We start from the raw sequence: 22,318 nt of genomic DNA on the forward strand, positions 1-22,318 counted from the left end.
CCCTCGCCACAAAAAAGCAGGATCAGAAGAAACTCAACCCCACATGGAACAACTTCTCCACATCGCGAATATGCTTTTTATCCACAAGGAACAAAATCACATGGTCGCCCGTTTCGATCACGGTGTCGTCATGGGCGATGATTACTTCCTCATCGCGGATGATCGCGCCGATGGTGGTGCCCGGTGGCAGGCCGATATTCTCGATGGCTCTGCCGATCACCTTGCTCGATTTCGCATCGCCATGGGCAATCGCCTCGATGGCTTCCGCCGCGCCCCGGCGCAGTGAGTGCACGCTGACGATGTCGCCGCGGCGCACGTGGGCCAGCAAGGTGCCGATGGTCGCCAGTTGCGGGCTGATGGCGATGTCGATGTCGCCACCCTGGATCAGGTCGACGTAGGCCGGGTTGTTGATGATGGTCATCACTTTCTTCGCACCCAGGCGCTTGGCCAGCAGCGACGACATGATGTTGGCTTCGTCGTCGTTGGTCAGGGCGAGGAACAGGTCCGCATCGGCGATGTTTTCTTCCAGCAGCAGGTCGCGGTCCGAGGCACTGCCCTGCAACACCACGGTGCTGTCGAGATGGTCCGAGAGATGGCGGCAGCGTGCCGGATTCATCTCGATAACCTTTACCTGATAACGGCTTTCGATGGCCTCGGCCAGGCGCTCGCCGATCTGCCCGCCACCGGCAATGACGATGCGCTTGTAAGTCTCGTCGAGACGGCGCATTTCGCTCATCACTGCGCGAATATTCGCTTTGGCAGCGATGAAAAATACCTCGTCGTCGGCCTCGATCACCGTGTCGCCCTGGGGCAGGATCGGCCGGTCACGACGGAAAATCGCCGCGACGCGGGTTTCCACGTTCGGCATGTGTTCACGCAACTGCCGCAGTTGCTGGCCCACCAGCGGCCCGCCGTAATAAGCCCGCACAGCCACCAGTTGCGCCTTGCCTTCGGCGAAGTCGATCACCTGCAAGGCGCCGGGATGCTGGATCAGGCGCTTGATGTAGTTGGTGACCACCTGCTCGGGGCTGATCAGCACGTCCACCGGAATCGCTTCGTTCTGGAACAACTGCTCCTCGCGAGTCAGATACGCCGCTTCGCGCACCCGGGCGATTTTGGTCGGTGTGTGGAACAGCGTGTGGGCGACCTGGCAGGCGACCATGTTGGTTTCATCGCTGTTGGTCACGGCGACCAGCATGTCGGCGTCATCGGCCCCGGCCTGGCGCAGCACGGTCGGGAATGAACCGCGACCCTGCACCGTGCGGATGTCCAGGCGGTCGCCAAGGTCGCGCAGGCGTTCGCCATCGGTGTCGACCACGGTGATGTCGTTGGCTTCGCTGGCCAGGTGTTCCGCCAGCGAACCGCCGACCTGCCCTGCTCCGAGGATGATGATTTTCATCCAGTCACTCCATTGAATCCATTTAACCGCGAGCGGCGGCGATTTTGATCAGCTTGGCGTAGTAGAACCCGTCGTGGCCGCCTTCCTGGGCCAGCAACTGGCGACCATGGGGCTGCTTGATGCCGGCCGCTGTGGCGAGGTCCAGCTCACGGGCGCCCGGCGTGCGGGCGAGGAAGGCTTCAATGACTTCGGTGTTCTCGGTCGGCAGCGTGGAACAGGTGGCGTACAGCAGGATGCCGCCCACTTCCAGCGTGTTCCACATGGCGTCGAGTAGCTCGCCTTGCAGCACCGCCAGCGCGGCAATGTCGTCGGGTTGGCGGGTCAGCTTGATGTCCGGGTGACGACGGATCACGCCGGTGGCCGAGCATGGCGCGTCCAGCAGGATGCGCTGGAATGGCTTGCCGTCCCACCACGCCTGAGTGTCGCGGCCGTCGGCGGCAATCAGTTCGGCGCTCAGTTTCAGGCGTTCGAGGTTTTCCCGCACCCGCACCAGCCGCTTGGCTTCGAGGTCTACCGCCACGACGCCGGCCAGTTTTGGCTCGGCTTCGAGAATATGGCAGGTCTTGCCGCCTGGCGCGCAGCAGGCGTCCAAAACCCGTTGACCGGGAGCCAGGTCGAGCAGATCAGCGGCCAGTTGCGCGGCTTCGTCCTGCACGCTGATCCAGCCCTCGGCGAAACCCGGCAGGCTGCGCACATCGGCGGCGGCGTCGAGCACGATACCGTCGCGGCTGTAGACACACGGCGTGGCGGCGATACCGGCATCGGTCAGCAAACCGAGGTAGGCATCCCGGGTGTGATGGCGACGATTGACCCGCAAAATCATCGGCGGATGCGCGTTGTTGGCGGCGCAAATGGCTTCCCATTGCTCTGGCCAGAACGCCTTCAGGGATTTCTGCAGCCAGCGTGGGTGGGCGGTTCGCACCACTGGATCGCGTTCCAGTTCGGCGAAAATCGTTGCGCTTTCGCGCTGAGCGTTACGCAGAACAGCGTTGAGCAAGGCCTTGGCCCATGGTTTTTTCAACTTGTCGGCGCAACCGACCGTCTCGCCAATCGCGGCATGGGCCGGGACGCGGGTGTAGAGCAACTGATAGAGGCCGACCAGCAGCAGCGCCTCGACATCGGCGTCGGCGGCCTTGAACGGTTTCTGCAGCAGCTTGGCCGCCAGCGCCGACAGGCGTGGCTGCCAGCGTGCGGTGCCGAACGCCAGGTCCTGGGTGAAGCCGCGATCACGGTCCTCGACCTTGTCCATCTGCGTAGGCAGCGAACTGTTCAGCGAGGCTTTTCCGTTCAGGACGGCAGCGAGTGCCTTGGCGGCGGCCAGACGCGGATTCATTGAGCGTCCGCCGCTTGACCGAGGACAGTGCCGGTGGCGAATTTCTCGCGACGGCTGTTGAACAGATCGCTGAAGTTCAGCGCCTTGCCGCCGGGCAATTGCAGGCGGGTCAGGCACAGGGCCTGCTCACCGCAAGCGACGATCAGACCGTCCTTGCTGGCGCCGAGGATTTCACCCGGGGCGCCTTTACCTTCGGCGAGGTTGGCAGCGAGCACCTTCAGTGCTTCGCCGTTCAAGGTGCTGTGGGTGATCGGCCACGGGTTAAAGGCACGGACCAGACGCTCCAGCTCAATCGCCGGGCGACTCCAGTCGATGCGTGCTTCGTCCTTGTTCAATTTGTGCGCGTAGGTGGCCAGGCTATCGTCCTGCACTTCGCCTTCCAGCGTGCCATTGGCGAGGCCGGCAATCGCTTGGACCACGGCCGGTGGACCCATTTCGGCCAGACGGTCGTGCAGGCTGCCGCCGGTGTCTTCGGCGCTGATCGGGGTGGTGACCTTGAGCAGCATCGGCCCGGTATCGAGGCCGGCTTCCATGCGCATCACGGTCACGCCGCTTTCGGCGTCGCCCGCTTCCACGGCGCGCTGGATCGGCGCCGCACCACGCCAGCGCGGCAGCAGCGAGGCGTGGCTGTTGATGCAACCCAGGCGCGGAATGTCCAGCACCACTTGCGGCAGGATCAGGCCGTAGGCAACCACCACCATCAAGTCCGGTTTCAGTGCGGCCAGTTCAGCCTGAGCATCTTCGTTACGCAGGGTCGGCGGTTGCAGCACCGGAATATTGTTTTCCAGCGCCAGCTGCTTGACCGGGCTCGGCATCAGTTTTTGCCCGCGACCGGCCGGACGATCCGGTTGGGTGTAGACCGCGACGATCTCGTAAGGGCTGCTCAGCAGGGCCTTGAGGTGTTCGGCGGCGAATTCCGGGGTGCCGGCAAAGACAATGCGCAGTGGCTCAGTCATGGGTGATTCTCTATTGCAAAGCATCTGAAAAGAAAAAGGCTTGCCGTAGCAAGCCTTTGAAGATGGGCATCAGGCGTTCTGGCGATGAAGCTTTTCCAGTTTCTTCTTGATGCGGTCGCGTTTGAGCGTGGACAGGTAATCGACGAACAATTTGCCGTTGAGGTGGTCGCATTCGTGCTGGATGCACACCGCGAGCAAATCTTCGGCGATCAGTTCGTAGGGTTGGCCGTCGCGGTCCAGCGCCTTGACCTTGACCCGTTGCGGGCGATCGACGTTTTCGTAGAAGCCCGGTACCGAAAGGCAGCCTTCCTGGTACTGACCCATCTCGTCGGTCAGCGGTTCGAGCTCGGGGTTGATGAACACTCGCGGCTCGGTGCGGTCTTCGGAAAGGTCCATCACGACGATACGTTTGTGCACGTTGACCTGGGTCGCGGCGAGGCCGATGCCCGGTGCTTCATACATTGTTTCAAACATGTCATCGACCAACTGACGCACTTCGTCGTCCACTACGGCCACCGGTTTGGCGATAGTACGCAGGCGCGGGTCAGGAAATTCGAGGATGTTCAAAATGGCCATAAGCTTGATGACTGCACGTGTGAAGTAAGGTCGGGCCGGTGGCCTGGCGAGTCCGAAGATGCAGGCAACCGTTGTAAAACGTAGCTCCCTTCTCTTCATAAGCAAGCCGGGAGCGAGCCACTGACGGCTCTGGCGTTTCACGCGAACGTACATAATAAAGGGATTCACCGCATGAGGAAATCACTACTCGCCCTGCTACTCCTGGCCTCGGCCGGTTTGGCTCACGGGCAGGTGCCGCTCAAGGACGATATTCCCACCATAAAGCTGTCGCCTCAGGTGCGCAGCAGCCCGGTGATCGAGACCATCCCGAACATTGCGCTGAAAACGATCAATAGTTTTTTGCTGAGCAACCGCATCGTCGACAAGGCCGAGGATTTCGACAAGGCGCCCTACATCGTCGCCGGCGATGCCGAACGCGTACTCAGCGGCGCGGGTGACCGGATCTTTGCCCGCGGCCATTTCGATCCGGCGCAAACGGCGTACGGCATCTTCCGCCAGGGCAAGGTCTACACCGATCCGCAGAGCAAGGAGTTCCTGGGGATTAACGCCGACGACATCGGCGGCGGCGAGGTCGTTGCCACCGAAGGCGACGTCGCCACCCTGGTGCTGCAACGCACGACCCAGGAGGTCCGCCTCGGCGACCGCCTGTTCAGCGGCGAAGAGCGCTCGATCAATTCCACCTTCACGCCCAGCGCGCCGGGCACCGAGATCAACGGCTTGATCATCGATGTGCCGCGCGGGGTGACGCAGATCGGCGCACTGGACGTGGTCACGCTGAACAAGGGGCGGCGCGACGGTCTGGCCGAAGGCAATCTGCTGGCGGTGATGAAAACCGGCGAAACCGTGCGGGACCGAATCACCGGCCAACCGTTGAAAATTCCCGATGAGCGCGCCGGTCTGCTACTGGTTTTCCGTACCTACGACAAACTCAGTTACGGGCTGGTGCTCAATGCATCGCGCTCGCTGGCGGTCTTGGACAAGGTGCGAAATCCCTAAGCGTGCTTCACAAGTTACCAACAGAGTTATCCACAGCTTATTCCCATTTGTACGGTTGCTCATAACGATCAAGGATGATCCATGTCGCTGTCTGCTGTTACACCGGTTTCCCCCGCGGAACTGGAAGCTCGTTTACGCCTGCACCGTTTGCCGGAACTCGGCCCGGTGCGTTTCAAGAGGTTGCTCGAGGCCTTCGGTTCGGCGTCCAAAGCCATCAGCGCGCCGGCCAGTGCCTGGCGTGCACTGGGCCTGCCGCCGGCGTGTTCGCAGGCTCGCCGTTGCGCTGACATTCGCGATGGCGCCAGCCACGCATTGGCATGGCTGGAGCGCCCGGCCCAGCATTTATTGATGTGGGACCAGCCGGACTACCCGGCACTGCTGGCGCAAATCAGCGATGCGCCACCGCTGTTATTTGTCGCGGGCGATCCGGGCATTCTGGAAAAACCACAACTGGCGATGGTCGGCAGCCGTCGCGCGTCCCGGCCGGGGATGGACACCGCTGCCGCGTTTTCCCGCAGCCTGGCGGGCGCCGGTTTTGTCATTACCAGCGGCCTGGCCCTGGGCATTGACGCCGCCGCGCATCAGGCCGCGCTGGACGTCGGCGGGCAAACGGTCGGTGTGCTCGGCACGGGGCTTGAGAAGTTTTATCCACAGCGCAATCGACGCCTGGCGGATGCCATGATTGCTTCGGGCAGCGCGGTGCTTTCGGAGTTTCCGCTGGATGCAGGCCCCAGCGCCGGCAACTTCCCTCGACGTAACCGGATCATCAGTGGTTTGTCCCTCGGGGTGCTGGTGGTCGAAGCCAGTGTCGCCAGCGGTTCACTGATCACCGCGAGGCTCGCGGCGGAACAGGGGCGCGAGGTGTTTGCGATGCCCGGTTCGATCCATCATCCCGGCGCCCGGGGCTGCCATCAGTTGATCCGTGACGGTGCGGTGCTGGTGGAAACCATCGAACATATCCTCGAGGCCTTGCGTGGCTGGCAACGGCTGTCGTTATCCACAGAAACCTTCACCCCTGCAACGACTCACCCGCTGTTGAAGTTACTGCATGCCGCGCCTCACACCAGTGAAGCACTGGCCGATGCAAGCGGCTGGGCCTTGCCCAAAGTGCTGGCGGCGTTGACGGAACTGGAAATGGACGGTCGCGCCGTTTGCGAAAGCGGGCGCTGGTTTGCGCGGGTGAGCTAGGTTTTATAAACAAGATCGGTAAACTGCGCAGAGCCTTATTCTGGAGTGTTTTTCATGGTCAACAGTTGGCGTGTGCAACAAGCCGCGCAAGCAATTCGCGCCGGGGCGGTGATTGCCTACCCAACCGAAGCAGTCTGGGGCCTGGGTTGCGACCCGTGGGACGAGGAAGCGGTCGAACGTTTGCTGCTGATCAAGGGCCGGTCTGTGGACAAGGGCCTGATCCTGGTCGCCGACAACATCCGTCAGTTCGATTTCCTTTTCGAAGACTTCCCCGAGTTGTGGATGGACCGCATGGCCAGTACCTGGCCGGGACCGAATACCTGGCTGGTGCCGCACCAGAACCTGCTGCCGCAGTGGATTACCGGCGTGCATGAAACCGTGGCGCTGCGGGTCAGCGATCACCCTCTGGTGCGGGACTTGTGCGCGCTGGTCGGGCCGCTGGTGTCGACGTCGGCCAACCCGCAGGGACGTCCGGCGGCGCGTACGCGGATTCGCGTCGAGCAGTATTTCCGTGGCCAGGTGGATCTGGTGCTGGGTGGCAATCTGGGCGGACGCAAGAACCCGAGCGTGATTCGCGATCTGGCGACCGGCAAGGTTGTGCGCCCGGATTGAGACCGGGTTGACCTCATTCGCGAGCAAGCCCGCTCCCACACGACACAAATCCAGTGTGGGAGCGGGCTTGCTCGCGAAGGGGGCCCTACCAGTCAACTACCCATTCAGGGCAACAGAACAACCGAACCCGTTGTGCGCCGCGCCGACAACTCGGTCTGCGCTTTCGCCGCATCAGCCAGTGGATAACGCTGGCTGATGTCCACCGTCAGCTTGCCGCTGATGATCATCTCGAACAGTTCGTCGGCCATGCGTTGCAGGTTCTCGGCGTTGTTCGCATAAGTGCCCAGGGTTGGCCGGGTCACGTACAGCGAACCTTTGCCCGCGAGAATCCCCAGGTTCACGCCGTCCACTGCGCCGGATGCATTGCCGAAGCTCACCACCAGCCCCCGCGGCGCCACACTGTCGAGTGAGGTCAGCCAGGTGTCCTTGCCGACGCCGTCGTACACCACTGGGACTTTTTTACCGTCAGTCAACTCCAGCACACGTTGTGCGACGTTTTCATGGCTGTAGTCGATGGTCGCCCAGGCACCGTTGGCCTTGGCCAGTGCGGCTTTCTCTGCCGAGCTGACCGTGCCGATCAGCTTCACGCCCAAGGCCCTGGCCCATTGGCAAGCCAGGGAACCGACACCACCGGCCGCGGCGTGGAACAGGATGGTTTCGCCGCCTTTGAGTTCATAGGTCTGACGCAGCAGGTACTGCACGGTCAGGCCCTTGAGCATCACGCCGGCGGCCTGTTCGAAGCTGATGGCGTCCGGCAGTTTCACCAGATTGGCCTCGGGCAAGACGTGAACATCGCTGTAGGCGCCCAGAGGGCCGCTGCCATAGGCCACGCGATCACCGATCTTGAAGCGGGTCACGTCGCTGCCCACCGCGTCGACCACGCCCGCGCCTTCGGAGCCGACACCCGATGGCAGGGACGGCGGCGGGTACAGACCGCTGCGGTAATAGGTGTCGATGAAGTTCAGGCCGATGGCCTTGTTGGTCACGCGCACTTCCTTCGGACCTGGCTCGGCGGGCTGGTAATCCACATATTCGAGCACTTCGGGACCGCCATGGGTGCGGAACTGGATACGCTTTGCCATCAGAACTCTCCATAGATCGTTTTACCAAGCGCCCTATCGGACTCCTAAGCTTGATCGTCGTCAACTGCGAAGGGGTAACTTGCGATGTTATGCTACGGGCCCATTTGCGCAGGCGGAGCTCCAATGGAGCGCCGCGTAGTTTTGCCCGATTCAAGGTGAAGACATGACGACCCGCACCGAGGCTGTAAAAGCCTACCTGCTCGACCTGCAAGAGCGTATTTGCGCTGCCCTGGAAGCCGAAGACGGTGGTACGCAATTCGTCGAAGATGCCTGGACCCGGCCTGCCGGCGGTGGCGGTCGCACCCGCGTGATTGAAAACGGCGCTGTGATTGAAAAGGGCGGCGTCAACTTTTCCCACGTCTTTGGCAGCGGTCTCCCACCCTCTGCCAGCGCCCATCGACCGGAACTGGCCGGTCGGGGCTTCGAAGCCCTGGGCGTATCGCTGGTGATCCACCCGCACAACCCGCATGTGCCGACTTCCCACGCCAACGTGCGTTTTTTCATCGCCGAAAAAGAAGGCGAAGAGCCGGTCTGGTGGTTCGGCGGTGGCTTTGACCTGACCCCTTATTACGGTAACGAAGAAGATTGCGTGCATTGGCACCGTGTCGCCGAGCAGGCCTGTGCGCCGTTCGGTCCTGACGTCTACCCGCGTTACAAGGCCTGGTGCGACAGCTACTTCCACATCAAGCATCGCCACGAGCCGCGTGGCATCGGCGGGCTGTTTTTCGACGACCTGAACGAGTGGGATTTCGACACCAGCTTCGCTTTCATGCGCGCCATCGGTGATGCGTACATCGACGCCTACCTGCCTATCGTGCAGCGCCGCAAGAACGATGCGTTCACCGCCCAACAGCGTGAATTCCAGGAATTCCGCCGTGGTCGCTACGTTGAATTCAACCTGGTCTATGACCGCGGCACGCTGTTCGGCCTGCAATCGGGCGGGCGTACCGAGTCGATCTTGATGTCGCTGCCACCACAAGTGCGCTGGAGTTATGACTGGAAGGCTACGCCTGGCAGCGAAGAAGCGCGCCTGACCGAGTACTTCCTGCAAGACCGCGATTGGTTGGCCGAAGCCTGAACGAGGAATCCTGATGGACCGTTATGTCGTATTCGGTAACCCGATTGGCCACAGCAAGTCGCCGCTGATCCATCGCCTGTTTGCTGAGCAGACTGCGCAGAAACTGGACTACAACACACTGCTGGCGCCACTCGACGACTTTTCCACTTGTGCCCGAACGTTTTTCCTCGAGGGACGCGGCGCCAATGTGACGGTGCCGTTCAAGGAAGAGGCCTATCGGCTGGCGAACAGCCTGACGGCACGGGCGCAGCGGGCGGGCGCGGTCAATACCCTGAGCAAACTGGCCGATGGCAGTCTGCTGGGCGACAACACCGATGGTGCCGGGCTGGTGCGCGACCTGACGGTAAATGCCGGATTCAGCCTCAAGGGCAAACGCATCCTGCTGCTCGGTGCCGGCGGTGCGGTGCGCGGTGCTTTGGAGCCGTTGCTGGCCGAGCAACCGGCGTCGGTGATCATCGCCAACCGCACGGTAGACAAGGCCGAGCTGCTGGCGGAATTGTTCGGCGATCTGGGGCCGGTATCGGCCAGCGGTTACGACTGGTTGCGAGAGTCGGTGGACCTGATCATCAACGCGACGTCGGCGAGCCTGACGGGCGATGTGCCGCCGATTGCACCCAGCCTGATCGAACCGGGCAAAACGGTGTGTTACGACATGATGTACGGCAAGGAACCCACCTCGTTCTGTCGCTGGGCCAGCGAACACGGGGCTGCGGTGGCGATGGATGGCTTGGGGATGCTGGCCGAGCAGGCCGCGGAAGCGTTCTTCCTGTGGCGCGGCGTGCGCCCGGATACAGCACCGGTGCTGGCGGAGTTGCGTCGGCAGTTGGCCCTGTAGATTTCCCTGATCAGACAGACTTTCTGTGGCGAGGGAGCTTGCTCCCGCTGGGCTGCGCAGCGGCCCTAAAACCTGGCATGCCATGTATCAGCCAGTTTGCGGGCGCTTCGCACCCGAGCGGGAGCAAGCTCCCTCGCCACAGGGTTGAGTGGTGTTCCAAAGGAAGGCGTTCAGTCTTCAAACCGGATCGGGCATTTCTCCGCCCCTTCGAGCTTCCTCAGTTCTTCCACCACCTGCGGCCGTGCCCGGCGCAAGGTCAGGCTGCGATCCTGACGCAACAGGCGCCGCGCTTCCTGATGCAGCATCTCCACCCCTGAATAATCGATGAAGTTGATCTGCTGCGCCTCGATCACCACGCGCGCGCCGTGCATGCGTTGCAGGCGCACTTGCAGGTAATGGCTGGCACCGAAAAAGATCGAACCACCCACCCGCAGAATGTCTTCCTCGCCATCTCGCACATGCTGCACCCGTGGTTGCGATGTGCGTTTGAGGTAGAAGAACAGCGAGGCCAGCACGCCAGCGTAGATCGCTGTTTGCAATTCCAGCAGCAGCGTGGCGACGCAGGTCAGCGCCATAACCACGAATTCGGCGCGGCTGACCCGCAACAACGCGCGAATGCCGCGATGGTCCACCAGTCCCCAGGCGATCAACAGAATGCTCCCGGCCATGGCCGGAATCGGAATATGCGCGATCAGGCTCGCGCCGAATATGGCGAACAGCGCCACCCACAGTGCCGAAAAAATTCCCGCCAGCGGTGAACAGGCACCGGCCTCGTAGCTCAGTCCAGAGCGAGTGAAAGAACCGGCAGACAACGATCCGGAAAAAAACGCGCCGACGATGTTCGACAAGCCCTGGGCGCGAACTTCCTGGTTAGCGTCGAGCAATTGCTGCGAACGTGCGGAGATCGAGCGGGCAATCGACAGGCTTGTGACCAGACCGAGCATGCCCACTGCCACGGCGCTGGGCAGCAGGCGCAGGATCAGATCGAGATCCAGCGGCAACGGACTGAAAGGCGGCAGCTTGCCGGTGAAAGCGCTGACCAGTTGCACATGGCCGAACATCGATGGCCAGATCCAGACCAGCAATCCGCCGAGAACCAGAGTGATCAGGAGCGTCGGCCAGCGTGGCAGCAGCAGTTTGAGGATTACGCCCACCACCACCGTCGCCAGCCCCAGCGCCAGCGAAGGTTTGTCCATTTCGTCGAGATGGCGCAACAACGTGATGAAACTATCCAGCGCGGTGGTTTGGCTGGGCAAGTCCAGCCCCAGCAGGTTAGGCAATTGACCGATGGCAATCACCACGGCAGCACCGAGGGTGAAGCCGAGTACCACCGAGTGAGAGACGAAATTCACCAGCGCGCCAAACCGCAGCAAACCCAACAGCCACTGAAAGACGCCGGCAAGAAATGTCAGCAACAGGATCAACAAGACGTAGTCCTGCGAGGCCGGCACGGCCAGAGGACTGACGCTGGCGTACAGGACAATCGAGATGGCCGCCGTAGGACCGCAGATCAAATGCCACGACGAACCCCACAGGCAGGCGATCAGCACCGGGATGATTGCGGCGTACAGGCCGTATTCCGGCGGCAGGCCGGCAATCAGTGCGTAGGCAATGGATTGCGGCAACGCCAGAATCGCGCCGCTGAGGCCGACGATCAGGTCACGACCGACGCTGGCGCGGGTTTGCCGGGGTAGCCAGGTGAGGAAGGGGAAGAGTGAATGGCGGCTTGGCAGGGCCATGGGGCCTCTCGGTCGGGGTTTTACGAAAGAGTATCAGGACCAGGCAATCATTGTGGCGAGGGAGCTTGCTGTGGCGAGGGGGCTTGCCCCCGTTCGGCTGCGAAGCAGTCGCAAAACCGTAGTATGCGGATTAACTGATACTCCGCGGATGCTGGTTTTAGGACGGCTGCGCCGCCCAACGGGGGCAAGCCCCCTCGCCACAAAAGCCTGTTTGGATACAGGTTTACAACTTGGCTTTCACCGCCGGCAACGCATCCTGCCCATCCACGGTCTTCACCCCCTCGAGCCACTTGTCCAGTACCGCGGGGTTGGCCTTGATCCATGCCTTGGCCGCGTCAGCATTGCTGACTTTCTTGTTCACCACCTCGGCCATGATGCTGTTCTCCATGTCTTGGGTGAAACTCAGGTTGGTCAGCAGTTTGCCAACGTTCGGGCAGGCCTGTGCATAACCTTTGCGGGTCAGGGTGTGAACGCTGCCGGTGTCGCCGAAGTATTTCTCGCCACCCTTGAGGTAATGCATTTTCAGCTGCACGTTCATCGGGTGCGGGGTCCAGCCGAGGAAGGTCACGAACTTCTGTTTTTTCACCGCACGGGACACTTCCGCCAGCATTGCCTGCTCGCTGGACTCGACCAGTTTCCACTGGCCCATGTCGAAATCGTTTTTCTTGATGATCTCTTGCAGCGAGATGTTCGCCGGTGCGCCGGAACCGATGCCGTAGATTTTGCGGTCGAACTTGTCGGCGTATTTGTTCAGGTCGGCAAAGTCATGCACACCCGCGTCCCACACGTAGTCCGGGACGGCGAGGGTGAATTCGGTGCCGTCGAGGTTCTTCGCCAGTTGCGTGACATCGCCGCTGGCGACGAATTTGTCGTAGAAGCCCTGCTGCGCCGGCATCCAGTTACCCAGGAACACATCGACCTGGCCATCCTTGAGCCCGCCAAAGGTGATCGGCACCGCGAGGGTGTCGACCTTGGCCTTGTAGCCCATGCCGTCCAGCAGAAACCCGGTGATGGCATTGGTCGCGGCAATGTCGCTCCAGCCCGGGTCGGCCATCTTCACCGTTTCGCAACTCTGATCGGCAAACGCCGATGCACTGCCCAGAGCCAGGAGCCCGACCGTCAGTACTGTGGATAACCTTTGCATGGACTTCCCCTTAACATTATTGGTTTTGGCAGGGTTGTGGATAACGTGCTTTACGTTCCAGATCGTCGAGGTCGATGTGGTTGCGCATGTATTGCTGACTGGCGTCCACCAGTGGCTGGTGATCCCAGCTCTTCAGCTTGCCGAGGGTCAGCGCCTCGGCCACGAACCGCCGGCGCCGCTGGCTGGCGAGCACTTGCTGGTGAATCGCCGGGATGTTCCATTTGGCCCGTGCTTCGGCGAGAAAGTCGTCGAACAGCTGGCGATGTTGCGGCGAATGGCTGAGTTCTTCCAGTTCGCGAGGGTCGTTGTGTACGTCGAAGAGCAGGCAAGGGTCGTCTTCGCTATAGATGAATTTGTAGGCGCCGCGGCGGATCATCATCAACGGGCTGATGGTGCCTTCGGCCATGTATTCGCCGAATACTTCGTCGTGACCACCCTGCCCTTGCAGGTGCGGCACCAGCGAGCGGCCATCCAGCGGCAAGCCAGGTTCCAGCGAGCCGCCGGCCAGTTCAACGAAGGTCGGCAACAGGTCGGCGGTCGAAACGCTGGCGCTGACCCGAGCGGCACCGAATTGCCCCGGTGCGCTGATCAGCAGCGGTACCCGTGCGGCCATTTCATACCAGTGCATTTTGTACCAGAGGCCACGTTCGCCGAGCATGTCGCCGTGGTCGCCGGAGAAGACGATGATGGTGTCGTCGATCAATCCGGTATCTTCGAGGGTTTGCAGGAGTTTGCCGACGTTGCTGTCGATATAGCTGCAGGCGCCGAAATAGGCGCGGCGGGCATCGCGAATCTTATCCACAGGCAGCGGCTTGTCCAACAGGTCGTAAACCTTGAGCAAACGCTGGGAGTGTGGATCGAGTGAATGCTGATCCGGGGTTGTAGGCAGCGGGATGTCGGCATCGTCGTACAAATCCCAGAAAGCCTTGGGAATGGTGTACGGGTCGTGTGGGTGAGTCATCGAAACGGTGAGGCAGAACGGCTGATCGCCGTCCTCGCGAATGTGATCGAACAGGTACTGCTGGGCCTTGAACACCACCTCTTCGTCGAAATCCAGCTGATTGGTGCGCACGCATGGGCCTGCTTGCAAAACCGAGGACATGTTGTGGTACCAGGTCGGGCGCACGTCCGGTTCATCCCAGTTCACCGCCCAGCCGTAGTCGGCCGGGTAAATGTCACTGGTCAGGCGTTCTTCGTAGCCATGCAGTTGGTCCGGGCCGCAGAAATGCATCTTGCCCGACAGGGCGGTGCGGTAGCCGAGGCGACGCAGGTAGTGGGCATAAGTCGGAACGTCGGCGGGGAAATCGGCGGCGTTGTCGTAGGCGCCGATCTTGCTCGGCAACTGGCCGCTGACCAGGGTAAATCGCGACGGCGCACACAGGGGGCTGTTGCAATAAGCAGAATCGAACACCACGCCTTGTGCGGCGAGACGGCTGAGATGGGGCAGCTTGATGGGCGACGGGCCGTAGAACGGCAACATTGGCGCGGCCATTTGATCGGCCATGATGAAAAGAATGTTCTTGCGCTTCATGTGATCGCGGCATTCCATAGTGGATGTTTATGCGAGAGTGCTGGCTTCGAGAATGAAACCCTCGCACCTTGCGGTAAAGCCCATGCGCGGCAATGACTAGGATAAGCACAGCTTATGTATGACGCCCTTGGTGACCTGTCACTGGATCTGCTTCGCGCCTTCGAAGCGGCGGCCCGTCAGCGCAGCTTTACCGCGGCGGCGGTTGAGCTGGGCACTACGCAACCGGCCATCAGCCAGCAGATCAAGCGCCTTGAAGAACAACTGGCGACCCGCCTGTTCGACCGCATTTATCGTGGAATCGAACTGACCGAGGCCGGACAGATTCTTTTTGAGCAGGTTCAGCTCGGTTTACAGAATATCGACGCAGGATTGAGCGCAATCAGCGCACAGCAACAGCATGAAGTGCTGCAAGTTGCCACGGATTTTGCCTTCGCCGCCTATTGGTTGATGCCGCGTCTGCACCGCTTTCACGCGGCCAATCCGCAGGTGGATGTCAGCCTGGTCACCAGTGAACGCAGTCATAACATGCTACGTACTGATATCGATGTGGCGGTGCTGTTCGGTGATGGCCGCTTCAAACAGGGTGAAAGTCATTGGCTGTTCAGCGAGGAAGTGTTTCCGGTGTGCAGCCCGCAGTTGTTGAGCGAGCGGACCTTGCCCTTGCCGGCCCAGGCATTATTGGAGTTTCCGTTGCTGCACCTGCGTGGGGAACACAGCAGTAACTGGTTCGACTGGAGTGGTGTGTTCCGCGCCCTGGGCATCACCTCGCCCCCGGCGCCGGGACAGTTGCGCTTCGACAACTACACCCTGCTGATTCAGGCCGCGATTGGCGGTCAGGGTGTGGCCATTGGTTGGCGGCACCTTGTGGATAACTTGCTCGCGCAAGGGTTGCTGTGTCGACCAATCGGCGAAACGGTGATGTCGAGGCTGGGTTACTACGTGGTTCTGCCCCAGCGCAAACGGCGTGGAGCGTTGATCCAGCAGTTTGTGGATTGGCTGATGGCCGAGCAGGCCAGCAGTGCGGAGTCGTTGTCGGGGCTGTCATTGCCTTCGATTGCGGTGTGAAACGTGAAAAGATCGCAGCCTGTGCCGCGTGATCTGCCCGATCAGATTCAGAGGATTTCAAATGCAACGCATAACGGGCTACCACGCCCATGTCTATTTCGACGCCAGCACCATCGATCAGGCGCGAGTCTTGTGTGAACAGGCAGCGCAATTGTTTCCACTGAAAATGGGCCGCGTGCACGAGCGTCCGGTCGGTCCGCACCCGGACTGGAGCTGCCAGTTGGCGTTCGAACCGCAGGTTCTGGGCGACGTGCTGCCGTGGCTGGCGCTGAACCGCAAGGGTCTGGTGGTATTCCTGCACCCGGACACCGGTGACGATCTGCTCGACCATACCGAGCACGCGATCTGGATGGGGGCCATTCGCCCGCTGGATCTGTCTATTTTTTGATCAAATGGTTTCTTTCGCCTCGCCGGGCAAGTGTTCGTCCAGGTGCAGCCACGGCAAGCGGCTGTCGGTCCAGATGTGCCGCTCGGCCGGTGCTTGCTCGGGATGGTCGAGGGTGGCGATGGTCAGGTCGATGCTTTCCGGGCTCAGGTGCGTCACCAGCGCCAGTTGCGCCCCACAGTGGCCGCAGAAATATCGCGCGCAGGTGGATGAAGAGTCGTACCGCGACGGTGTCCCGGCCAGCCATTGAAAGGCGGAGGCCGGCACGGTGATCCAGGTGGTCACGATGCCGCCGCTGACCCGTCGGCAAATCGAGCAATGGCAGTGGGCGATATCGTGCAGCGGCCCGCTGAATTGATAGCGCAGTTGCCCGCAATGGCAGCCGCCGGTGTGCGCTTTGTTCATGGCACTTCTCCTGATGCGTCATTACTGACGCCTTCGCGAGCAAGCCCGCTCCCACACTGGATCTGTGTCGGACATAAAGCCAGGCGGGCTTGCTCGCGAAGGCTGCAACCCGGTTCACCTCCCTGCCCCGGTCCGACGACCGGTCGTGCATCCGGTCAAAGCTTTCATCACCGAAAGCTGGCTGAAAGCTTCCCCGATTAGGATCGCCGCCACTGCCGGCAAAAGACCGGTTGGCCAATGCCAGCGTGTTATCGCTCGCACAGCCCATTTAACAACAACAATGGTGATTCTGATGTCCTCTTCTACCCGCCGCTTCGCTGCAACTCCACCCGTACGCCTCGTGCTTCCCGTTCTGCGCTGATCACGCCCGATCCGCCCATTCCCTAGCCGCGCTACGCCTGGAGTATTCCCATGCTGACTTTCCTTGGCTTCGCCATGGTCATCACGTTCATGTTCCTGATCATGACCAAGCGCCTGTCCGCGCTGATCGCCCTGATCATCATTCCGATTGTCTTTGCCCTGTTCGGTGGTTTTTCGCCGAAGATCGGCCCGATGATGCTTGAAGGCATCACCAAGCTTGCGCCAACCGGCGTGATGCTGATGTTCGCTATTTTGTACTTCGCCCTGATGATCGACTCCGGCCTGTTCGACCCGGCCGTGCGCAAGATCCTCAAACTGGTCAAGGGCGACCCGTTGAAAGTTTCGGTCGGCACCGCCGTACTGGCGCTCGTCGTTTCCCTCGATGGTGACGGCGCGACCACTTATATGATCTGCGTGGCGGCCATGCTGCCGCTCTACAGCCGTATCGGCATGAGCCCGCGGATCATGGCCGGCCTGATCATCCTCGCCGGTGGCGTGATGAACATGACCCCATGGGGCGGCCCGACCGCTCGCGCTGCCAGCGCGTTGCATGTGGACCCGTCCGACATCTTCGTACCGATGATTCCTGCGATGTTGGCCGGTGTGGTGGCGATCCTGGTCATTGCCTACTTCTACGGCAAGCGTGAACGTGCACGCCTGGGTGAACTGCACCTGGTGGGTGATGAAATCGACCACAGTGAAATCAGCGTTTCGCAGTTCCCGGATGCCCGTCGTCCGAAGCTGATCTGGTTCAACGGCGCCCTGACCCTGGCCCTGATGGGCACCCTGATCGCCGGCCTGCTGCCGTTGCCGGTGCTGTTCATGGTGGCGTTCAGTATTGCCATGATCGTCAACTATCCTTGCCTGCAACAGCAGAAGGATCGCGTCGCGGCTCACGCCGGTAGCGTGTTGGCGGTGGTCGGGCTGATCTTTGCGGCCGGTATCTTCACCGGTATCCTGACCGGCACCGGGATGGTCGACGCCATGTCGAAAAGCCTGCTGGCGGTGATTCCGGACTTCCTCGGCCCGTACCTGGCGGTGATCACTGCTCTGGTCAGCATGCCGTTCACCTTCTTCATGTCGAACGATGCATTTTATTACGGCGTGTTACCGGTTCTTGCCGAGGCCGCCAGTCATTACGGTATAACCGCGGTGGAAATGGCACGTGCCTCGATCGTCGGTCAGCCCGTCCACCTGTTGAGCCCGCTGGTTCCATCGACCTACCTGTTGGTGGCCCTGGCCGGTATCGACTTCGGTGACCACCAGCGCTTCACACTCAAGTGGGCAGTGCTGGTTTGTATCTGCATACTGATTGCTGCTTTGCTATTGGGGACTTTCCCGATGTTCAGCACTCTATAAGCCCAAGACTCACCACTTCGGGTCCAGGCTTCGCTGTTTGAAGCCCGGGCCCTTTGTGGTTTAACAATCGCTCAAAGGAATACACATGGAATGGCTGACCAACCCTGAAATCTGGGTTGCCTTCTTTACCCTGACCGCCCTGGAAATCGTCCTGGGTATCGATAACATCATCATGATTTCGATCCTGGTCAGCCGCATGCCCAAACACATGCAGGCGCGCACCCGGATTTTCGGTCTGGCGCTGGCGATGGTCACGCGGATTCTATTGCTGCTGTCGATCACCTGGGTCATGCGCCTCACCGCCGACCTGTTCGTGGTATTCGGCCAGGGTATTTCCGGACGCGACCTGATCCTGTTCTTCGGTGGTCTGTTCCTGCTGTGGAAAAGCTCGCAAGAGATGTACCACGCGCTGGAAGGTGAAGACGAAACCAGCGACGAGCCAAGCGGCAAGGGCGGTAATTTCCTCTATACGATCGTCCAGATCGCGATCATCGACATCGTGTTCTCCCTGGACTCGGTGATCACCGCAGTCGGCATGGTCTCCCACGTGCCGGTCATGGTCGCGGCGATCATCGTGGCCGTGCTGGTGATGATGTGGGCTTCCGGCACCATCAGCGAGTTCATCGACAAGCACCCGTCGCTGAAGATGCTGGCGCTGTCGTTCCTGTTGATTGTCGGTACTGTGCTGATTGCCGAATCCTTCGACGTGCATGTGCCAAAAGGCTACGTCTACTTCGCCATGGCGTTCTCGCTGGCGGTGGAAGCGATCAACATCAGGATGCGCACCGCCATCGCGAAAAAGAAGAAACAGCAGGATCCGGTGAAACTGCGCAAGGACATTCCGGGCCAGTAACCCTGTAGGAGCGAGCTTGCTCGCGATGGACTCGAGTGCTCCGCGTTAACCTCGTAAACACGCGTTTTCGTTAACGACCATCGCGAGCAAGCTCGCTCCTACATAAAATCGGGGCCTTCGGGCCCCTTTTTCATGCCTGCGTGAACACGGTTTCATGACGGTTTTGTTTCAATCCCTTCTTTGGCTGTGCGATGCTGGCGCGCAGACCGTTAGCCAACTACAGCTTAAGTACAGAACGAAGAACGTAGAACGTCGCGCGGTACCGTCAACTTGCTCCTTTGGGGCGCTACACCACAGGGGGTCATTATGCTCACCCTGCTCAATTTACTTTCTGCCGTGGCCCTGCTGATCTGGGGCACGCACATCGTCCGAACCGGCATCCTGCGGGTCTACGGTACCAATCTGCGCCATGTCATTGGCCAGAACGTGTCCAAACGCTGGTTGGCTTTCGTCTCGGGGATCGTCGTGACGGCGATGGTCCAGAGCAGCAACGCCACTGCCATGCTCGTCACTTCCTTCGTCGGCCAGGGCCTGATGGCGCTGACCCCGGCGCTGGCCACCATGCTTGGCGCGGACGTCGGTACAGCGCTGATGGCGCGGGTGCTGACGTTCGATCTGTCGTGGCTGTCGCCGTTGCTGATTTTTGTCGGGGTGATTTTCTTTCTGTCGCGCAAGCAGACCCGACTCGGACAGATGGGCCGTGTCGCCATTGGCTTGGGGTTGATCATTCTGGCGCTGCAACTGATTGTCGAAGCGGCGCATCCGATTACCCATGCCAAAGGCGTGAAAGTGATTTTCGCCTCGCTCACCGGTGACATCCTGCTCGACGCCCTGGTTGGCGCGCTGTTCGCGATGATTTCCTATTCCAGCCTGGCCGCTGTGCTGCTGACCGCGACCCTGGCCGGTGCCAACGTGATCAGTCTGCCGGTGGCCATCGGGCTGGTGATCGGCGCCAATATCGGCAGCGGTGTACTTGCCTTCCTCAGCACCAGCATGCAGAACGCCGCCGGGCGCCAAGTGGCGCTGGGCAGCCTGCTGTACAAACTGATTGGTCTTTTATTGATCATTCCGGTGCTCGATCCGCTGGTGCACTGGCTCGATGGCTTCGATTTCAGCCCTCAGGAAATGGTCATTGGCTTTCACCTGCTCTACAACACCGCGCGCTGCCTGATCCTGCTGCCCAGCATCGATCCGATGGCCAGGTTTTGTGCCTGGGTGCTGCCGGAGCGCCTGCAGGCCAACGGCATGGCCAAGCCCCGGCATCTTGACCCCACGGCGTTGGTCACCCCCGGTTTGGCGCTGGCCAACGCGGCCCGGGAAACCCTGCGCGTGGGCGATCTGATCGACAGCATGCTCGAAGCCATGCTCGACGTATTGCGCGGCAAGCAAACCGCCGTCACCCAGGAAATACGCCGCCTGACCGACGATGTGGAAGCGCTCTACAGCGCGATCAAGTTGTATCTGGCGCAAATGCCCCGGGAAGATCTCAGCGATCAGGACAGCCGGCGCTGGGCGGAAATCATCGAACTGGCGATCAACCTGAAACTCGCCAGCGACTTGATCGAACGCATGCTGCGCAAGATTCAGCAGCAGAAAACCTCGCAGCGCCGGTCGTTTTCCGAAGTCGGGCTGGACGAATTGACCGGGCTGCATACTCAATTGATTTCCAGCCTGCGGCTCGGGATGTCGGTGTTTCTCAGCGGCGACCCGGAAAGTGCCCGGCAGCTGGTGCGTGAAAAACGTCGTTTCCGTGCACAGGAACGGCGCCTGGCCCATGCTCATGTCAGCCGTTTGCAACGTAAAATCGTGCAAAGTATCGAAACCAGTTCGTTGCACCTGGAGCTGATCGCCGACATGAAGCGTCTGAATTCACTGTTTTGCAGCAGTGCCTACGTAGTGCTGGAAACATCGGACACCGGCGCGCTGGTGGTCGACGATTTGAGCGACATCACGCATTCACCCTGAACGTCCACAGTTGCCTGAAGTCTGTTGAACTTACGCTGGCCGTATGGAACCCGTTATGCGTTGTCTGTTGTTCGCCTGCCTGTTGCTTGGTGCATTCCCGTCATTCGCCCTGGATCGCTTTCAGGTCGAGGGCTACACCCTGCGCAACGGTCTGCAGTTGCTGCTCAAGCCCGGCACCGACCGCGGGCATGTGGCGATCCGGCTGGTGGTCGGCGTTGGCCTGGACGATTTCAACTGCGAAGAAAAGGAGTTGCCGCATCTACTGGAGCACCTGCTGTTCAGCGGCATCGACGCCAGCGGCGAAGGCGGCCTGGAAGAGCGCATGCAGGCCTTGGGTGGTGAGTGGAACGCCTACACCAGTAACGCCGATACGACTTTCGTCATCGAGGCGCCGGCGAAAAACCAGCGCAAGGTGCTCGACCTGCTGCTGGCGCTGCTGACCCAGACCCGCTTCGACGACTACGCGATCAACGCTGCCAAACAAGTGGTCGAGCGTGAAGACGGCGGCCACTACTCGCACCTGCAACGCTGGCTCGATCGTCAGGACCTGGGCCACACCGCCAGCAACCAGCTGGCCGTGGAGCTAGGCCTCAAATGCCCGGAGCGTGCGCAAGTCGACGACCTGACCCGTGAACAACTGGAGCAGGTGCGCAAGGACTGGTACGCGCCGAACAACATGACCCTGATTGTGGTCGGCGATCTCGACAAGTTGCTGCCGGCCTATCTGGAGCGGGCGTATGGCGCGCTGGAAGCGATCACCCCCGGCGAGCATCCGCCGCTGCCGCAAATCCAGGTCAGCGCCGCCCATGAGCGCACTCTGGTTCACGGTCTTGTCGGCAACGGTGCCAAGTTGCACTGGCTGGTGCCGGAGCCGGTCCTGGAGGACGAACACGACGTAACCTTCGATTTGCTCAAGGATTATCTGGATTGGGCGCTCTATCGCCAGTTACGCCTGGCTCACGGTTTGTCCTACGGCCCGTGGGCGGAACGCGAGGTGTTCGGCGGCGTCGGTTTCATGAGCCTCAATGCAGACCTTGAGCGCGACGACGTGCCCGAGGCCGAACAAGTGCTCGATGACTTGAAGGCCGGGTTGCTCAAGGATGGCCTCAAAGCCGACACCTTCGATCGCCTCAAACAGGCCGCCATTGCCCGCCAGGCCTGGGCTGTACAAGGCAACAGCGCGTTGGCCGACTATTACTGGAGCGCCATCGGCGACTACGAGGACGGCCAATTCGCCAACCCGGCCCGGGAGCTGCAAGCCGTGACGCTGGAGGAGGCGAACAAGGTCATGCGTGAATTGCTCCTGCAACCGGGGTATTTGCGGATCGAGAAGGCGTTGTTCAGTTATGACCAGTTGATGTGGTTGGTGGTTGGGGTGTTGGGGTCGAGTGTGCTTGGGCTGCTGGGTTGGCGCTTCAGCCGTAGGCGTTAACCCGATCCTGTGGCGAGGGAGCTTG

20 protein-coding genes are annotated in these 22,318 nt (G+C 61.0%); 11 read left to right on the forward strand and 9 right to left on the reverse strand.

What is annotated here, in order from left to right:
- Positions 1-22 precede the first annotated feature (22 nt).
- The 4 genes from trkA to def all read right to left on the reverse strand — a co-directional run bounded on the left by trkA (position 23) and on the right by def (position 4,264).
- The gene (trkA, locus tag PMI28_RS19050; protein ID WP_007985091.1) at positions 23-1,399 is read right to left on the reverse strand and encodes a Trk system potassium transporter TrkA; all 1,377 of its coding nucleotides are present in this window, start codon (positions 1,397-1,399) and stop codon (positions 23-25) included.
- Positions 1,400-1,421: 22 nt separating this feature from the next.
- Positions 1,422-2,732, reverse strand: coding sequence for a 16S rRNA (cytosine(967)-C(5))-methyltransferase RsmB (rsmB, locus tag PMI28_RS19045; protein ID WP_007985093.1), 1,311 nt, complete (start codon positions 2,730-2,732; stop codon positions 1,422-1,424).
- Positions 2,729-3,688 carry a methionyl-tRNA formyltransferase gene (fmt, locus tag PMI28_RS19040; protein ID WP_007985095.1) on the reverse strand — a complete coding sequence of 320 codons (960 nt, stop codon included), beginning with the start codon at positions 3,686-3,688 and terminating at the stop codon, positions 2,729-2,731. Before fmt ends, rsmB begins: the two co-directional genes overlap by 4 nt.
- Before the next feature lie 69 nt (positions 3,689-3,757).
- Positions 3,758-4,264, reverse strand: coding sequence for a peptide deformylase (gene def / locus PMI28_RS19035; protein WP_007985097.1), 507 nt, complete (start codon positions 4,262-4,264; stop codon positions 3,758-3,760).
- A 171-nt stretch (positions 4,265-4,435) separates the two neighbouring features.
- On the opposite strand from def, the gene PMI28_RS19030 reads away from it, so the two are divergent.
- From PMI28_RS19030 to PMI28_RS19020, 3 genes are all read left to right on the forward strand, one after another.
- Positions 4,436-5,260: a hypothetical protein gene (locus tag PMI28_RS19030; protein WP_007985099.1), complete on the forward strand. Its 825-nt coding sequence runs from the start codon at positions 4,436-4,438 to the stop codon at positions 5,258-5,260.
- Between the two features lie 81 nt (positions 5,261-5,341).
- Entirely contained in the window at positions 5,342-6,448 is a 1,107-nt protein-coding gene (gene dprA, locus PMI28_RS19025) for a DNA-processing protein DprA (protein ID WP_007985101.1), read from the forward strand.
- Between the two features lie 54 nt (positions 6,449-6,502).
- Positions 6,503-7,060, forward strand: a complete 558-nt coding sequence (locus PMI28_RS19020; protein ID WP_007985104.1) for an L-threonylcarbamoyladenylate synthase — start codon at positions 6,503-6,505, stop codon at positions 7,058-7,060.
- Positions 7,061-7,164: 104 nt separating this feature from the next.
- On the opposite strand, the gene PMI28_RS19015 is transcribed toward PMI28_RS19020, so the two are convergent.
- Positions 7,165-8,142: an NADPH:quinone reductase gene (locus PMI28_RS19015; protein WP_007985106.1), complete on the reverse strand. Its 978-nt coding sequence runs from the start codon at positions 8,140-8,142 to the stop codon at positions 7,165-7,167.
- Positions 8,143-8,305: 163 nt separating this feature from the next.
- Here PMI28_RS19015 and hemF point away from each other — a divergent pair, with 163 nt between their 5' ends.
- Together hemF and aroE are read left to right on the forward strand one after the other, a co-directional pair.
- Entirely contained in the window at positions 8,306-9,220 is a 915-nt protein-coding gene (hemF, locus tag PMI28_RS19010; RefSeq protein WP_007985109.1) for an oxygen-dependent coproporphyrinogen oxidase, read from the forward strand.
- A 13-nt stretch (positions 9,221-9,233) separates the two neighbouring features.
- Positions 9,234-10,055 carry a shikimate dehydrogenase gene (aroE, locus tag PMI28_RS19005; RefSeq protein WP_007985111.1) on the forward strand — a complete coding sequence of 274 codons (822 nt, stop codon included), beginning with the start codon at positions 9,234-9,236 and terminating at the stop codon, positions 10,053-10,055.
- 170 nt (positions 10,056-10,225) lie between these two features.
- Here aroE and PMI28_RS19000 read toward each other — a convergent pair whose 3' ends face one another.
- The 3 genes from PMI28_RS19000 to betC form a co-directional block, all read right to left on the reverse strand.
- Entirely contained in the window at positions 10,226-11,794 is a 1,569-nt protein-coding gene (locus tag PMI28_RS19000) for a SulP family inorganic anion transporter (protein WP_007985113.1), read from the reverse strand.
- Positions 11,795-12,017: 223 nt separating this feature from the next.
- On the reverse strand, positions 12,018-12,938 hold the full coding sequence (gene choX, locus PMI28_RS18995) for a choline ABC transporter substrate-binding protein (RefSeq protein WP_007985114.1): 921 nt from the start codon (positions 12,936-12,938) through the stop codon (positions 12,018-12,020).
- A gap of 16 nt (positions 12,939-12,954) precedes the next feature.
- Positions 12,955-14,469: a choline-sulfatase gene (gene betC, locus PMI28_RS18990; RefSeq protein WP_007985116.1), complete on the reverse strand. Its 1,515-nt coding sequence runs from the start codon at positions 14,467-14,469 to the stop codon at positions 12,955-12,957.
- Positions 14,470-14,583: 114 nt separating this feature from the next.
- Between betC and PMI28_RS18985 the strand changes: the two genes are divergently transcribed.
- Positions 14,584-15,534 carry a choline sulfate utilization transcriptional regulator gene (locus tag PMI28_RS18985; RefSeq protein WP_007985119.1) on the forward strand — a complete coding sequence of 317 codons (951 nt, stop codon included), beginning with the start codon at positions 14,584-14,586 and terminating at the stop codon, positions 15,532-15,534.
- Between the two features lie 61 nt (positions 15,535-15,595).
- Positions 15,596-15,922: a DOPA 4,5-dioxygenase family protein gene (locus tag PMI28_RS18980; protein WP_007985121.1), complete on the forward strand. Its 327-nt coding sequence runs from the start codon at positions 15,596-15,598 to the stop codon at positions 15,920-15,922.
- On the opposite strand, the gene PMI28_RS18975 is transcribed toward PMI28_RS18980, so the two are convergent.
- The gene (locus tag PMI28_RS18975) at positions 15,923-16,324 is read right to left on the reverse strand and encodes a GFA family protein (protein ID WP_007985122.1); all 402 of its coding nucleotides are present in this window, start codon (positions 16,322-16,324) and stop codon (positions 15,923-15,925) included.
- 411 nt (positions 16,325-16,735) lie between these two features.
- Between PMI28_RS18975 and PMI28_RS18970 the strand changes: the two genes are divergently transcribed.
- The 4 genes from PMI28_RS18970 to PMI28_RS18955 all read left to right on the forward strand — a co-directional run bounded on the left by PMI28_RS18970 (position 16,736) and on the right by PMI28_RS18955 (position 22,293).
- Positions 16,736-18,043: a CitMHS family transporter gene (locus tag PMI28_RS18970; protein ID WP_007985124.1), complete on the forward strand. Its 1,308-nt coding sequence runs from the start codon at positions 16,736-16,738 to the stop codon at positions 18,041-18,043.
- An 85-nt stretch (positions 18,044-18,128) separates the two neighbouring features.
- Entirely contained in the window at positions 18,129-18,896 is a 768-nt protein-coding gene (locus PMI28_RS18965) for a TerC family protein (RefSeq protein ID WP_007985125.1), read from the forward strand.
- 306 nt (positions 18,897-19,202) lie between these two features.
- Positions 19,203-20,861 carry a Na/Pi cotransporter family protein gene (locus PMI28_RS18960; protein WP_007985126.1) on the forward strand — a complete coding sequence of 553 codons (1,659 nt, stop codon included), beginning with the start codon at positions 19,203-19,205 and terminating at the stop codon, positions 20,859-20,861.
- Between the two features lie 55 nt (positions 20,862-20,916).
- Positions 20,917-22,293, forward strand: a complete 1,377-nt coding sequence (locus PMI28_RS18955; RefSeq protein WP_007985127.1) for a M16 family metallopeptidase — start codon at positions 20,917-20,919, stop codon at positions 22,291-22,293.
- Positions 22,294-22,318 lie beyond the last annotated feature (25 nt).

It is taken from the genome of Pseudomonas sp. GM48, assembly GCF_000282335.1.
Classification (GTDB): domain Bacteria; phylum Pseudomonadota; class Gammaproteobacteria; order Pseudomonadales; family Pseudomonadaceae; genus Aquipseudomonas.